The sequence below is a fragment of the Brakhagea slesvicensis genome, from assembly GCF_052161625.1.
In the GTDB taxonomy this organism is placed as follows: Bacteria; Planctomycetota; Planctomycetia; order Pirellulales; family Pirellulaceae; genus JBKCUI01.
Genome location: NZ_CP197412.1, coordinates 951,808 through 967,080, shown reverse-complemented (window position 1 = coordinate 967,080; position 15,273 = coordinate 951,808). Strand labels below are relative to the sequence as shown.

The 15,273-nt window shown below is 52.7% G+C and carries 14 protein-coding genes; 1 reads left to right on the top strand and 13 read right to left on the bottom strand.

What is annotated here, in order from left to right; all coding sequences use genetic code 11:
* Nucleotides 1-64 precede the first annotated feature (64 nt).
* The 13 genes from SH467x_RS03750 to SH467x_RS03690 all read right to left on the bottom strand — a co-directional run bounded on the left by SH467x_RS03750 (nt 65) and on the right by SH467x_RS03690 (nt 13,728).
* A complete protein-coding gene (locus SH467x_RS03750; RefSeq protein WP_482369954.1) occupies nt 65-1,786 on the bottom strand; it encodes an NADH-quinone oxidoreductase subunit G in 1,722 nt (573 codons plus the stop codon).
* Nucleotides 1,787-1,831: 45 nt separating this feature from the next.
* Nucleotides 1,832-3,166 carry an NADH-quinone oxidoreductase subunit NuoF gene (gene nuoF, locus SH467x_RS03745; RefSeq protein WP_482369953.1) on the bottom strand — a complete coding sequence of 445 codons (1,335 nt, stop codon included), beginning with the start codon at nt 3,164-3,166 and terminating at the stop codon, nt 1,832-1,834.
* Entirely contained in the window at nt 3,163-3,639 is a 477-nt protein-coding gene (locus SH467x_RS03740) for an NADH-quinone oxidoreductase subunit NuoE family protein (RefSeq protein WP_482369952.1), read from the bottom strand. The genes nuoF and SH467x_RS03740 overlap by 4 nt, the downstream gene beginning before the upstream one ends.
* A complete protein-coding gene (locus SH467x_RS03735) occupies nt 3,636-4,856 on the bottom strand; it encodes an NADH-quinone oxidoreductase subunit D (RefSeq protein WP_482369951.1) in 1,221 nt (406 codons plus the stop codon). The genes SH467x_RS03740 and SH467x_RS03735 overlap by 4 nt, the downstream gene beginning before the upstream one ends.
* 14 nt (nt 4,857-4,870) lie before the next feature.
* A complete protein-coding gene (locus tag SH467x_RS03730; RefSeq protein WP_482369950.1) occupies nt 4,871-5,383 on the bottom strand; it encodes an NADH-quinone oxidoreductase subunit C in 513 nt (170 codons plus the stop codon).
* 72 nt (nt 5,384-5,455) lie between these two features.
* Nucleotides 5,456-6,058 (bottom strand): NADH-quinone oxidoreductase subunit B, encoded by a 603-nt coding sequence (locus tag SH467x_RS03725; protein ID WP_482369949.1) that lies wholly within the window; start codon nt 6,056-6,058, stop codon nt 5,456-5,458.
* Complete coding sequence (locus SH467x_RS03720) at nt 6,043-6,423, bottom strand: NADH-quinone oxidoreductase subunit A (RefSeq protein WP_482369948.1); 381 nt, start codon at nt 6,421-6,423, stop codon at nt 6,043-6,045. Before SH467x_RS03720 ends, SH467x_RS03725 begins: the two co-directional genes overlap by 16 nt.
* Nucleotides 6,424-6,504: 81 nt before the next feature.
* Nucleotides 6,505-7,881, bottom strand: a complete 1,377-nt coding sequence (locus SH467x_RS03715; RefSeq protein ID WP_482369947.1) for an O-antigen ligase family protein — start codon at nt 7,879-7,881, stop codon at nt 6,505-6,507.
* A 43-nt stretch (nt 7,882-7,924) separates the two neighbouring features.
* Nucleotides 7,925-9,400, bottom strand: a complete 1,476-nt coding sequence (locus SH467x_RS03710) for a GumC family protein (RefSeq protein ID WP_482369946.1) — start codon at nt 9,398-9,400, stop codon at nt 7,925-7,927.
* A gap of 102 nt (nt 9,401-9,502) precedes the next feature.
* The gene (locus SH467x_RS03705; protein ID WP_482369945.1) at nt 9,503-10,720 is read right to left on the bottom strand and encodes a class I SAM-dependent methyltransferase; all 1,218 of its coding nucleotides are present in this window, start codon (nt 10,718-10,720) and stop codon (nt 9,503-9,505) included.
* Between the two features lie 59 nt (nt 10,721-10,779).
* A complete protein-coding gene (locus SH467x_RS03700) occupies nt 10,780-11,745 on the bottom strand; it encodes a glycosyltransferase family 2 protein (protein ID WP_482369944.1) in 966 nt (321 codons plus the stop codon).
* Nucleotides 11,746-11,812: 67 nt separating this feature from the next.
* Nucleotides 11,813-12,859, bottom strand: a complete 1,047-nt coding sequence (locus tag SH467x_RS03695) for an NAD-dependent epimerase/dehydratase family protein (RefSeq protein ID WP_482369943.1) — start codon at nt 12,857-12,859, stop codon at nt 11,813-11,815.
* Between the two features lie 50 nt (nt 12,860-12,909).
* Nucleotides 12,910-13,728, bottom strand: coding sequence for a WecB/TagA/CpsF family glycosyltransferase (locus SH467x_RS03690; RefSeq protein WP_482369942.1), 819 nt, complete (start codon nt 13,726-13,728; stop codon nt 12,910-12,912).
* Nucleotides 13,729-14,071: 343 nt separating this feature from the next.
* Between SH467x_RS03690 and SH467x_RS03685 the strand changes: the two genes are divergently transcribed.
* Nucleotides 14,072-15,220 (top strand): glycosyltransferase, encoded by a 1,149-nt coding sequence (locus tag SH467x_RS03685; RefSeq protein WP_482369941.1) that lies wholly within the window; start codon nt 14,072-14,074, stop codon nt 15,218-15,220.
* Nucleotides 15,221-15,273: the final 53 nt, after the last annotated feature.

The following is a 15,273-nucleotide window of genomic DNA, read 5'->3' as shown; positions in this document are numbered from 1 at the left end:
CGTTCGCCCGTCCATCACCGGCTGTCCAGCACTGGCTGTCCCTGACGGGACCGGCGATGGCACACTAAGCAAAAACGGCTTCCTTAGCTGCCACACCTATCTTCACTCCGTGCTCTCCGAGATCCCCTACGCTCAGCGCCGAGAGAGGTCGAATCGCATTCCCTATTTCCTTCCGAAGGGCTGTCGCATGAAACAGTCCAGTTCGCTCCGTCAATTCCATCAGGATGCGACTGTCTGCCCTCGCGTCTCCGGGCGAGCGAATCGCAGCCTGAGCGGCTTGCGCTAGTCCGCTGTGGTTGACGTAGGTACCCTCGCGCTCTGCAAAGCTTCCCGAAGGCAAGACAATGTCTGCACGTTCGCTCAATGGTGACGGGAAGAGGTCTTGGACGATCAAGAGCGAAGGCGTTCCGACTCCGCGATCGATTGACTCGGTAACCCAGCCATGCTGATAGCCACCGACGAAATACCAAGCAGTCGCGTCGGCTTTGGCCGCGACCTGTGCAACCGAGATGACTTCGCCTTCAAAGTGCCGAAGAATTGCTTCTACACCCAATCGGTTCGGGCACTTTTCTGCCCGGATCGTGAATTTGACTTTTCCAGCTTCGGGCGCCTCTCCCTTAGGACCTTTCGGATACATGTCGTCGGAACCGATCATCGGAACCGGACCCATCACCAATCGCACGCGGGTGTCCAACTGCTTCAAGTAAGACGCTAACAAGTAAGCTTCTTCAACTGTCATGAACGGGGACAGGACGGCCACAAAACCTCGCGCATCGGTCTTGATCGCTTCTTTGATTTTGGAACGAGTGATGGCAAGAACATCTTTCCACGGATCCGCAAATTGTGTTCCTGCTCCGCCGAGGGACAGGGAAGCCGCATTCGGAGCAGTGGAACCATTCGCTGCGCCGGTGTTGGACTTGGAGACCTTGGGAGCGATCAGTCGTCGTTCATCATGGATGTACTTGAAGCCGAAACGTCCCTCGTCGCACATGAAGTGGCCTTGCGCAAGCGGGTTCTCGCGAGGTCGCAATCGATAGACCTTGTCCTCGTTTTGATCGACATGGACGCTGCACCCAGTCGAGCAACCCGTGCAAACGCTTTCGGCGTGCTTGAGCCACCAAACGCGTTTCTTGTACAAGAAATCTTTGCTGCACAGGGCTCCTACAGGGCATAGATCTACCACGTTGCCGGCGAGCTTGTTGTTGCAAGGAGTCTCGGGGAAGACATCGATCTCTTCGTGGCTGCCACGTGCAACGACTTGTAATTCGGCCGTTCCCGCCACTTCGCGTGTGAATCGAACGCATCGAGTGCACATCACACAGCGGTCGGTGAACAAAGCAATTTGCTCTCCGATATGATATTTGTCGTCCCGTTGAAGTTTGGGTTCATCCAACCGGGAGTGTGCTTTGCCGTACTTGTACGTGTAGTCCTGGAGGTAGCACTCGCCCGCTTGATCGCAGATGGAGCAATCGAGGGGGTGATTGAGTAGTAAGAGCTCCAACGTCATCTGTTGCGATGTTTTGACTTTGGGAGTGTTGGTCTTGATGACCGTCCCCTCTTTGATTGGCGTTTGGCAGCCAGGGACCAATTTCGGCCCCATGGCGATGGTGCCATCTGGCTTCTTTTCGCCTACTTCCACCAAGCACATTCGGCAGGAAGCCACCACCGACAATGCCTCGTGCCAGCAGTAGTGGGGGATTTCAACACCCGCTTTGCGCGCTGCGAGGATGCAATTGTCCTTGGGATCTGCGTCGACTTCGATATCGTTAACGATGACCTTTGGCACAGGATTGCTTTCGTGAATAGAAGGTGAAGGGGAAATGATCGGTGATTAATGGGCACCCGCCAACAGTCGGCTTTCGCTCTTGCGACCGCTGGTGATGTACTCTTCAAACTCGGGTCGGAACTTATGAATGGCCGTCTTGATAGGCCAAGCGGCACCGTCCGCCAAACCGCAGATGGTCGAGCCTGGAATCGTTCCGATCGAGGAGGAAATCTCGAGCAACAAATCGATGTCGCTTAACTTCCCATGCCCAGCGCGAATGCGTTCGAGGATTTTCGTCGACCAAGCTGTCCCTTCGCGGCAGGGGGTGCATTGGCCGCACGACTCGTGCGCGAAAAATCGACAAGCGTTGTAAAGGACATCCACCATACTGGTCTGATCGTCGATCACGATGACGGCGGCGGTCCCAAGCCCCAAACAGCCGACTCGACCTGGTCCGTTGAAGTCCAGCGGAGTGTCCAGCTCTTTTTCGGTCATAAAGCCCATGCTGATCCCACCGGGAACCACCGCTTTGGCTTTTCGGCCCTTCCAGACACCTCCGGCATGTTGATCGATCAAGTCGCGGGCGGTAATCCCCATCGGGAGCTCAACCAGTCCGGGCTTGTTGACATGCCCGCTAATGCAATAAAGCTTGGGACCGTAGGAGCCTGCGTCGCGTGGATTGTTCGGATCCTTGGGGACACCCATCGACATAAACCATTCCGGGCCATGCTGCAGGATGTGCGGAATACAAGCCATCGTCTCGACATTGTTGACCACGGTCGGACGGCGGAACGCCCCTTCGATCGCGGGGAAAGGTGGCTTGATGCGTGGCCAAGCTCGCTTGCCTTCGAGACTTTCGATCAACCCAGTCTCTTCCCCACAGATATACGCACAAGCACCTCGGTGCAAGTGTATGTCTAGACTGTAATTGGATCCGAGGATGTTCTTGCCGAGCAGATTGTTGGCATACATCTCATCGATCGCTTGTTTCAGAACACGGTAGCAGCGGCCATACTCGTAGCGAAGATAGAAATAGGCTGTGGTCGCGCGGGTGGCGAAACTGCTGATAACGATCCCTTCGAGAACTTGATGTGGATCCTCTTCAATCAGCACGCGGTTATTGAAGGTTCCAGGTTCGCTCTCGTCCCCGTTGATGCACAGATAAATGGGGCCGTTGACATCTTTGGGCAAAAACGTCCACTTGAGACCCGTCGGGAAGCCTGCTCCGCCTCGTCCCCGAAGACCGGATGACTTCACGACCTCGATCACGTCGGTGTTCGGCATCGACAAGGCTTTTGCCAACGCTAGGTAACCGCCATCCGCTCGATAGGACGCTAGCGATTGGCTGTCTGGCCGACCGATTCTCCCGAGTAGAACAGGTTTGAATTCCGTGTTGCTCATCCGTTTCCTCGCACTTGTTTTTCCACTTCGTCGGCATCGACTCGCAAACTCAACTCATCGTTGACCAGCATGCACGGAGCGCCGTCGCAGGCGCCCAAGCATTCCGCCAATTCCAAGGTGATTTGCCCATCTGCGGTGGTGCCACCCGGTTGCACACCCCATCGCTCGCAAAGTTCTGCAAGCAATTCTTCGCCTCCGCGGAGCATGCAAGGCAACGAGCGACAAATCCAAACACGAACCTTTCCAACGGGATCTTCCTCGGTGCGGAAGAATCCGTAGAAGGACATCGTGTCGTGGACCTGTGCCGGGGAGAGGCCCAGGATTTCTGCGATCTCTTTCATCGCGCGATTGCTAACACATCCCTTCTCTTCTTGGACGATGTGCAATGCCGGCAGTGTGACAGCTTGTTTGCTGGGGTATCGCCCGATGTGATCCTCGATCACCTTCTTGGCATTCGAACTCAAATCGCTCATCGGTCTAGCTCCGCTGCAATGATGTTGATACTTCCCAGTACCGCGGCGACGTCGCTCAGCATGCAGCCTCGGATCATCCGTGGGAATAGTGAGAAATGGAGCAAAGAAGGTGGCCGTGTCCTTGCTCGGTATGCCCGGAACGATCCGTCACCAACGATGTAGTAGCCCAATTCCCCGTTTGGCGATTCGGTCGCAGCATAAACGGATTCCTTCGGTGCAGGCATTTGTCTGTTTGGCATGATGTTCTCGAAGTGATGGATCAAACCCTCGATGCTTCGATACACCTCTCGCTTGTCTGGCAGACCTTCCTTGCCGGTCCCTTCCGCGTAAATCGGTCCCGATGGCAAGTTCTCGATGGCTTGTTCGATGATTTTGAGACTCTCAAGCATTTCCAACATTCGAACTTGGAAACGAGCGTAGCAATCGCCACCTTGAGCGGCGCAAACATCGAAATCGAAATCGTCATACGCGAGATAGGGTTCATCGCGACGTAGATCGCGGACGACCCCGCTCGCACGTGCCACCGGTCCGGTCGCCCCGCCAGCAATCGCATCCTCATAAGTCAGAACACCGACCCCTTGGGTGCGCTCGACGAAAATCCGGTTCTTCATTACCAATCCGGAGAAGTCGCGATAGGCCTTTCGGAAGCTCCTGCAGAACTTGCGTACCATATCGATCCAGTCGTCCGTGACATCGTAGAGCAGGCCCCCAACGCGTGTGTAGGAGGTGTGGAACCGCTGCCCGGAAGCACGTTCGCAAATCTCATAGATGTACTCGCGCTCATTGAACGCATACATAAAGGCAGTAGCGCCGCCCAAGTCCAAAACACAGGTCCCTGTGCAGAGAAGATGGTCGTGGATTCGCATCAACTCAGCAAAGATGGTTCGAATATATTTGCATCGTGGGGTTAACTCGATTCCGAGCAACTTCTCGACGGAATGGTGCCAAGCGATTTCATTCGCGAGCGGAGAGATGTAGTTCATCCGGTCGACAATGGTGACGTACTGGTTGAAGTCGAGCACCTCGCCAAGCTTCTCGAAACCACTGTGTAAGAACCCAATGTCCGGCTCGGCGTCCATCACCATTTCACCATCGAGCTGCAACACCAATCGAAGGGTGGTGTGCGTCGCTGGGTGCTGAGGCCCAAAGTTGAGCGTCCAAAACCCTTCTTTGTGACCGGCGTCCAAATCCGGGCGGTCCATCAATTCTAGTGGCATGGAGAAGTCCTCGTTTAGCTTTCCGCTCGCGTGATCACTGGGAAATTGTGTCGCTCGCCGCGACCTTTCACGGGATAGTCCTTTCGCAACGGAAAGGACTGGAACTCCTGCGGAAGCAAGAGTCGCTTGAAGTTCGGGTGACCTTCGAACACGATGCCGTACATGTCATACACCTCGCGCTCGAGCCAATCCGCACCGAACCAGACGGGAGTGGCCGACGGAAGCTTGGGATCCGGGTCGTTGACGTGGGTTTTGAGCGTCAATCGCTCCCCCGTATCGACATTCAACAACAAATAAACGACTTCGAATCGATCCGAAACATTTCCGTACTCGAGCAAATCGACGCAAGTAAGGTCGGTAAGCTGGTTGAAACCAATCCTCTTGCAAGCATGCAACGTAGCGAGGATCTCCGTGGCGGGTACAACCGCTCGAACTTGATCCTGGAATGTTGACCAAGCCCAATGCGTGCTCGGGAGCTCGTTCCCAAGCCGTTCCTGGATACTGGATGGTGCTGCGGATTCTGCCATGTTTCCTTTTCCCCGCCGATTCCAAGTGGTATCCCATGCGAACGCAGAGAACCATCTCGGCCTGTGTAAGTCCTAGTGGATGGGATCGTATTTAGGTTTTTCCAGTTTTAATCCATTCCGTTCCCGGATTCGGATCAATTCATCCTCATCAAAGCGCTGAGGACCCTCGGGTAACACACGAAGCTTGAACTCTCGAGCGTTGATGGTGCCGCCCGATTGGATCTTTTCCTGCAAATCGATAATCGCACGGATCAATTGCTCCGGACGCGGCGGGCATCCCGGGACATAGATGTCCACAGGTATAAAACGATCGATTCCCTGCACCACCGCGTAGGTGTCGAAGACTCCTCCGGTGCACGCACAGGCTCCCATGGAGATGCACCACTTCGGTTCAGGCATCTGCAACCAAATCCTCTGCAGGACCGGTAGCATCTTCATCACGACCCGACCCGCAACGATCATCAAGTCGCACTGGCGCGGAGTGAATCGCATCACCTCGCTGCCGAAACGCGATAAATCGTGCCGACTCGCGGCCGTGCTCATCAACTCAATGCCACAACAGGCGGTTGCAAAAGGCATTGGCCAAAGACTGTTGGCCCGTGCCCACGAAGCCGCAGCGTCTAGCGTGGTTAAGAAAACGTTGTCGCCCAGCGTTTTGTTTACTTCCGTCGCCAATCGAATACTCCTTTGCGGTAAGCAACCACATAAGCCAACCCAAGCGTCGCTAGGAGAACCATAAGAACTCCCAAAACAGCAGGTCGGAACACGGCGGGAACTCCATCCGGTGCGAGCAGCGAGACAGCCCACGGATAGAGGAAGATCAGCTCAATGTCGAACACGAGAAAGAGAATCGCCATCAAGTAAAACTTGACGTCAAACGGCTTGCGAGCATCCCCCACCGGATCCATCCCAGATTCGTAGGGCATGTCCTTCACCCGCGTCGGTTTCCGGGGGGCTACCAAGTGCGGCAGCAACAGCGAGACAGCCGCAAATCCAATCACGGCAACGAGATAGATCAAAATCGGTAGGTAGTTCGCCACGTTTCCGAATCCTGCAGAGCTCTGACTTTGTGAAAAATTTCACAAACTTCCTCCTGTATTGTAGGAAGGAGCGACTATTTGTCATCGGCAGTTTGGAAATAAATTTGACCGGGTAGCTAGGTCTAGAGACTCCGGGCTGTGGCGATGGATCCAGATTGCGGCCATTCCGATTCCATATAGACTCCAGAACCAGATTCCGCCCATCGGTCCCTCCAAGAAAACGTCGAACGTTGCATTGCTGAGGAACGCAATCCAATAAGCCGTTAAGAACAAAAACAGATTGGTCCAGTTTCGCTCGTGATGGACAAGACTTCGACGCAATTCCGTGAGCATGGCGATCAACCAAGCTCCCATCGCAGCACACCATATAGCGAAACCTGGTACTCCAGCCCGAGCTAGCACGTTTAAGTGACCGTTATGGGGACTTCGAAGGGAACCGTCCGCCGAGACTTGAAATCCATCGTCGTCTGCCAGATTCACCCCAAAACCCTTGCCAACCCAGAAGTACCGGCCAAAGAGGGTGTAGTCCACGATCTCGGACCACCACATAAGCCTCCACTCTTTGGTCCCATCCAAATCGCCACGTTTGGTTTTGCTCGCAACGCTCGTAATGTTTTCGATGAACTGCGTGGCTTCGATCTTTCGCTCTCGACCTGGAATCTGGATTCGAAAGTCTATGACCAAGAGAAGCAGTAGCGCCGAAGCTCCGAGCAACGCGAATCGCCAGACGACGACGTTGTAGGGCCTGAAAAAACAAACGAAGGAAAGCGCCAGCAAGAATGAAAGCAATCCTCCCCGGTTGATCGCGGCAACCCATGCAAAGGTAAAGCAGAACAGAAGCAGTAGCCTCATGGACGGAGCTGCCCCAAGACCGACAGCCCAAAAGGCCATCAGCCCCGCTAAATGCACGCCCGTATCCCCCCCTTTCGCATTCAAAAACAGGAAGGTGATTGGATTGGTCGGTAGAGCATCCTGCAAGAACTGCGATGGAATCCATACAAGGGGAATCAATATCAGGAACCAAGTTCCAAAGCGTGAATACCCACGGACAAGAATCCCGAGTCGCTCAGGTTTCGAGCAAACATAGACGAACACGAGAATCGCAAAGAGTGCATAGCCTACTAGAACCGCATCGCGTAGCGCATGAAATCCATACTTGCCAATGTAAGGAAGAGTTCGATAGGCTCCCCAGGCTACGAGTGCCATCAGTGGCCAAACAAGCTTGGACTGAAAGAGAAGGTTCCACCGCCCCGAAAGGAAAACAACCAACGCGCCGACCGCCAACAGCAATTCCCCAACAAACAATGGAGGAATCCCGAGGTTGGCCCAACCTCGTCCTAGCAAAGCAAACCCGAACAGGTTGAGCATCAACAAGACTAACCAAAGGTGTTCGCTTACACGCTGAGGCTTCTTGGTGTCTGGCTCATCGATACAAATGATGGAGGCATCCTCTCTCATGTATTGTCCGAATGCAAATCGTCAGCTCTCGCGTCGCCGGACTTCATTGGTTCTTTGGATCGCTAGGGGGACGCATACGCTCCAAACCAATCGCAATGAGGCAGCTCGCAAGGCAGCTTGCTAAAAAACCACCAGCGAGCTTGATCATGAGTTTAGAGTCTACGGGGCGATCCGGAGCTCGATCTGGTTGAACAACATTGATATTCGAGATCCGTTGTAAATCTAACTCTTGGTCGATTCGCGCCTGCTCCAGGCTCTCGGAATAGCGTTTGTAATTGGAGTCATGCAGTCGCGTATCTCGTTCAAGTTGCACGAATCGAAGCTCGATATTGTTCAGTTTCTGCAGATCGCACTTGGTCTCGGAAATTTGTTTGGTCAACGCAGAAATTCTAGCTTGAAAGGATTCCACTTCGCTTTCTTCTTTTACCAGCAGAAGCTCCGTTTCTTCGAAGACTTTGTTGGTACTCGTCGTGGACTCACGCCGGTTCTCGACTTCTCGTGCAAGCAAATCTCTTGAATCATTCACTTGCTTCCGAACTTCTTTGACCAAATGATGCTGTTCGGTGTATTTCGCCGACAACTCCTTCTCTTTCAGTTCCAACGCATAGAGCAGGCCTCGTATGGAATCCGCTCCTGCAGCGAGCTGCCCGTCGGCTCTGGATGTCTCGCGCATCTCGGGAATGCGTTGGAGTTTTTCTTGCAACAAACTCAGCCGGCCTTTGGATGCAGATAGCTCCACTTGCGCGATACGCAGATCATCTTCCAAATCGTCCAAGCTCTCAATCATGAGTCGCTTGGCTTCGGTAACATTTGCAACTCCAGATTCGTTTTTGAGATCGCGCCACTCCGCCTCGGTCTTTGCCAATTGCTCTTGTACCGCAGCGGTTTGTTTCAAAAGGAAATCGTAAGCTCCTGGAGCGCGATTAATCCTAAGATGCTCCTTCATGTAGAGCTCGATGAGCTTTTGAACCACCAGCCTTGTCGTCTCCGCTGACGGATGTTCGAATGAGAGTCCAATGACATTCGAATTCTTCACTGCAGAAACATCCAGCCTTGACTCCACAAACTCGATTGCCTTTTCCCGAGTTGGTTTCGAAAGCAATTCAAGTTGCGACTTCAACCAATCGGATCCTGCGCTTTGGGATGCACGAACCGCTTCCCCTTGGTTCGACGGTGCTTTCCCCAAAATGGAGTCGGGATTCAATTCATCGACAAGACGTTCCAGCAGCATTCGACTGGTCAAAAGATCAACGGTCGAATTCAACTCGTTTTCGCGAGTGGTCGGCATACTTAGCGTCTGAGTCTGCAAGGCTGTGACCGTTGGGTCGAGCAAAACACTATCTCGACCTAGTCGCAGGAATAGTTTTGCCTCGTACCGATACATGGGTTTGGCAGAAAGCACAACCGCGGCAAAAGCACCGAAAAAGAGAAGGAACAAAAGAATGACTTTTGTTCGATGCCTATATAACGCCCGGGCGATGGCGGTCGGTGAAATATCGGGTTCTGAGCTAGGATTCATGATGCAGGTACCACCCCGGATTTGACAGCAGATCAGATACGATGGTAGTTCCCACCGCCAGGTTTGTCGACATTATTCAAGGGCGAACCAGCGATGAGGCGATCAAGCGACGTAGAGTGTGCTGCGCAAGCCCATTTGACGGGCTTGGTCACGGATTTCCTGTTCGTAAATTGCATTGGAGATGATAATCACGTCAGGTTGAATCTGGATCAGATCCTCGGGTGCGACAATTTGTTGCGCGCTCCCAGGAACAAACTTCCCTTGTTTGGCGGGATTGATTTCGGCGACGAATTCAATGGACGAAGCGGAAGGGCAAGTATTCAGGAAGGTTACTCCTTTGCCCCCAGTCCCCCAGAACACGACCCGTTTGTTCTGCTCCCGATAGGTTTGGAATCTTTGGCTCCAGATTTCGCATCGTGCGGCAAAGTGCCTCGCAAATTGAGAGATATCTAGAGGCAGGGTATTCGAACCTTCGCGATTGTCCTCGTCTTTCATCGTTTTGCATGACGAAAGGTGTTCGTTTTCCTGATGGGGATCACCGAGAGCCGGTTCGCAGTCGACGAAAAGATACTGGTCCTCCCCATAGCATCCCCCTCCCGTGATGACTTGGAAGCCGCAGGATTCGAACAAACGACGAAACGAATTCTCGGAGAAGTAGCTGCATTGTTCGTAGTGAATGCTCCATACCTCTTGCCGCTGGATGGCGCGCGCCGCGTTGAATATTTCGAAATAGTTTTGGGTTCTCCGGTGGCCAAGCATAGAACGGAGATCTTGCAGCAGGTGTCTGGGTTGCGCGATGTGCTCCAACACCGAAAGACAGCAGATAAAATCAGGTTGCCAAACATCAAACTGGCATTGGAATCGTCTGTCAAATCGATCCCGAATCATTTCAAGTTGAATACCGTTCGTTTGGTGGATACCCGTGTGATGAATCGTTGGGTCGATTCCAATCCCTCGATTACCTCCCAATCGGCAAAGCAGTTCAAGGAACCAACCGCTTCCGGCACCAATTTCAAGGATAGTCTTCCCTTGCAATTGATACATGTTCTGAAGGCGCTCAGCCACCGATTGCATAAAGCTTCGAAACAAAGGGGAGTGATAGAGAGCAACTTCGTAGCCCGGTCGATAATCGATCCGATCTGGATCGAAAAGTTGATTGAAGATGTGACCGCAACCATGGCAGTATGCAAGTTCCACGTCACCTCGAGGTGCCGCTCGAGCGGAACCTGCATCATCATAGAAATGCCCGACGTGGACTGGGAGATCGGGGAGGTAGAAAAACGGCGTGGTCGCAGAGGAGGCACAGGCGTTGCAAGACATCTTGTTTTCATTGAGATGGCATGCCGTGGAACGATCCCTAGTCATAGTTCTCGCGATTCTCATGGATGGGGCGACAGCTTTCTGCCTTCACCATCCGCCGGCCTTGTCGCGTTCGGACGCAACGCAGGCCTGCGAATCGGCTCATGAAAAAGTTCCGATCGAAATAACGTCGGCCATTTCGAAAACTGGGTCAAGTATTGAAGGATTGCAAATAAGCAAAACAATCGCTCGGAGTGTCTCATCGGGACATTGCCAATCGATCGAAAATGCCCCTTCAATAGTGCTAGTCGTGTCCCAGAAAGCCGTGTCCGCTTCTTCTGGGGGGCCATATAAGCTTCTTGCTCTTCTCGAGTGGTCATTGAACCGGATGTCTTGGCGTGCACTCGCTGGTAAAAGAGAGTCTCCGGTACTTGATCGTACTTGCCCCTCAAAGCAAGTTCTCCCAAGAGTACCTTCTCCGCTCCGTAACAAGTTGGCATCGGGTGCGACTGCTCAAGCACCGATTTGCGAATAAGGCCATAGACATCAGCACACCACGTCGTTCCTAGCAAGACTCCTTGAAACCTTTTGTGTTGCTGAGGAGAGTCGTGGTACTTTCTCGGTAGTGTGGCCTGGGATGAATGGGCCAAACCTTCGGATGCTTCATCGTCTGCTGTCAGGACATTGCCGTACTGATCGATCTTCCCAAAATCGGAGTGGACCCAAGCCGTCTCGGTATTGGATTCTATCCTTTGCAGCGTGGATTCAAGAAACGTGGGCATGCAAAGATCATCGGCAGCAACCCACTTGTAATATTCGCCAGTGGCAAGCGTAGGGAGGCGATTGAAATTGGCGATCGCCCCGGCATTTTCGATCAATCGTTCGTAACGTATTCGAGGATCGCTCTTCGCGTAGCTACGGCAAATGTCGGAAGTCTCGTCTGTCGATGCGTTATCCGAAATGATGAGCTCAAAATCGCCAAACGTTTGCTGCAGCAACGAATCTAACGTCTCCCGCAGAAATGCTGCCCCATTATAAATGGGCATCCCGAGACTAATCTTTGGACTGCGACGTGACATGTTTCTCATCGGCTCCACGCCGAAAGTGAATCCGTTAGGAGTTGGAGACGACCAAGTCTGCTTGAACCAACCGATCGACCTCTGCGGAATGGTCCCCAGATTTTCGAAGATCCGCAATGTATTCGTCTCGGATCCAAGAACACGTTTGCCTCATGCCGTTTGCAAGACTGGTACTGGGCTCCCAGTCGAACAAGGATTTAATGAGAGTGTTGTCGCTGTTGCGTCCATTGACTCCTTTGGGTGCATCCAGTTGATATTTGCGTTCCAGTTCAACTCCGAAAAACCGCTCTACAATGTCTACGAGTTGGTTGATCGATACCATTTCACTTGAGCCCAAATTGATGGGCTGGTCGATGCTGCTCTGCATAATCATATCAATGCCGTGAATACAGTCATCGATAAAAGTGAAGCTTCGGGTTTGTCTGCCATCCCCCCAAATCGAGATTTCATGCTGACCGCTCGCAATGGCCTCGATCACTTTGCGGCAAATCGCTGCCGGTGCTTTCTCGCGTCCACCTCGCCATGTTCCGTGGGGGCCATAGACGTTATGGAAGCGGGCAACCCGGGTTTTTAGTCCAAAGTCCTCTTCGAAGTGACGGCACATTCTTTCGGAAAACAATTTCTCCCATCCATAGCCATCCTCTGGCATCGCTGGATACGCGTCCGATTCCTTCAAGGGCTCCAAATCGAACCGCAGCTGCTTTTCTGCATTGTAAACGCACGCAGAGCTGGCGAAGAAATACCGTTGTACGTTTGCAGCGACGGAGGCTTGGAGCAAATGGGTATTGATCAAAACCGACAACATGCAAAGTGCTTTGTTGTTTTCGATGAATCCCATTCCTCCCATGTCTGCCGCAAGGTTGTAAACTTCTGACGCACCCTGGCAAACGCGTTCGCAATCGGACTTGTTCTGCAAGTCTGCCGAGATGTTCTCTACATTAGGGAAGACTTGGTACCACTGATCGAGCGGCTTCAAGTCCACAGAGCGGACTTGGATGCCTGGGGTTTTTAACAAGTTGGCTACCAAGTGACCGCCAATGAAACCACCACCACCGGCGACGAGTACGACTTTATTGTTCATGCGATTTGGGTTTGAATTGACTGTCAGGTTGAATTTACCAATTAGCCATGTTAATTGGGTGACTTTTTACCTCGCAAGAACTGGCCTAGCAAAAGGTATAAAAAACTGCTGTTTGCGGTAAGATAACGCCACCACAATCGACGTGGCTCCTGGCACAATCGAAACAACCATTCCAATCCGTTTCGCTGCATCCATGGCGGAGCCATCTTTTTCACGCCGGCGTGGAAGTCGAATGCAGCACCCACGCAGATTTGAACGCCTCGGATGCTACTTCGATGCGCGAATGCGAACTCGTCTTGCTTTGGACAGCCCAAGCCGATGAAAACGATTCCAGCTCCACTCTTTTCGATGCGTTCGACGACTGCTCGATCTTCCTCCTCGGTCAAGGCTCGAAAGGGAGGGGCTTCTCCGTGCAAGATCAGGCCAGGGTATCGCTTTTGCAACTCGCGAAATAATTTCTCTAAAACTTCGGTTGTGCCGCCGTAAAGGTAGATTCCTACCTTTCTTTTCGCCGCCTCTTCGCAAACCCGCAGGGTTAATTCGGGGCCGTACACTCGGTCTTGTAGCCGAATTCCATGCAAATATCGCAGAGACCACCGAACAGGTTGTCCGTCAGGGGTGATCGCGTCGAACGAGTTAACCTTTCGACAGAGGTCCTCGGATACGGACGCGGTAACAATCGCGTGCACCGAATGACAGCTCACAATCGCGGATTGCCGATTCAACGCCGTCTGCAAGATGACGTGGGTTAATTCCTCGTAGGTAGTCGCGCTGACGAGAACATTGAGAACGGGGAATCGCTTCGGCCATGTGACGTGGACGTCTGGATCGGGAGCAACCGTTAGGGGGGACAATTCAGAGGGCAACACGAGATATGTGGAGCGAATAAACTCGAAGGAATTAAAGTAGTTTTGCGTGTTGTTACCTTGGAGCTTCGGGAGGGAATGTCCATGGTTCTCAAGGGTCGAATGTTAGTTCGTGTCATCTGCATTGTCGAGAACATTCCCTTCATGATTCATCCACAACGAATGATCGGCCCGGATTGTCGGTTCGATCCGTTTTTATAGTCCCACGCGCGTCGAAGTAGCCAAAACTGCGATTACACTACTTCCTGTTAATCTCCTTCCAGTTAATCGCCCCGTCCGATCTGCGTGAGGTTGGAATCGAATTTCCTTGAAGCATGGATGCCTTTTTTCCCGTCGCTCAAGATCCATGGATCATTCTCAGCCGCTAGAACGTCGATTGAATACACCTCCCGTGCGGGTTTTGGTGGTCGGACAGACGCCCCCTCCCTACCACGGCCAAGCCATCATGATCCAAATGCTGGTAGAAGGGCCCGTTCCTGATGTCCAGCTGCATCACGTGCGCATGCAGTTCTCCGAAAGCCTCGGTGAAATTGGGAAAGTGAAGTTCGCGAAAATTACCCATCTCTTTTGGGTGATTGCTAAAATCCTATGGACAAGAATTCGGTACCAGGCCACCGTTCTTTACTATCCTCCGGCTGGACCCAATCGCGTTCCGCTGGTACGGGACGCGGTTATCCTGCTGACCACACGGTGGCTCTTTTCCAAAACTGTTTTTCACTTTCACTCTGCAGGATGTAGCGAACTGATCCCGCAACTTCGCAATCCTCTACGATGGCTGGTTCTCCGTGCATTGAACGCACCGGATGTGGCTATCGAGCTTTCGGAGTACGGTCCCCGCGATGGTGCTTTCTTGAACGCGAAAACCGTTGCGTGTGTTTCGAACGGTATCCAAGACGAAGCGAGCCAATTCCCACGCGAACCCGAGCACGATGGGAATGAACCTCCGCGAATTCTTTACCTGGGAACGGTGAGCGAAGAGAAAGGTGTATCCATTCTTTTGGCGGCTTGCAGCATCCTCAAGGAAACCAAAGCAAGATTTTATCTCGACATCGTCGGTGGTTTTGGATCCGAGGCTTACAAACAACGACTAGAAAGTGAGATATTGAATCTGCAGCTAGAAGACTTTGTCCATCTTCACGGCCAGAAAGTTGGGCCGGACAAATGGAAGATGTTCTCCATCGCCGATATTTTCTGCTTCCCTTCTCATTATGAATGCGAAGCTTTCCCTTGTGTACTGCTCGAGGCTCTCTCCTTTCGCTTGCCTATCGTCGCTACTCGCTGGCGCGGCATTCCCTCGATTGTCTCTCACGGTGAGAATGGGCTGCTTGTTCCCACACAGGACGTACAGGCTGTAGCAAGTTGTTTAAAGGAACTAATGGATGCACCCGAGTTGCGGCACAAGATGGGAATCGAAGGTAGAAGACGCTTTGAACAGGAGTTCACCCATGTCAAATTCCTAGAGCGAATGAGGGGCCTGTTCCTGTCGCTCGTGTAACCTTACCCAGCGCTCCAGCGACCTGCTATTGCGGAGTCCTGGACGTCGTCGGT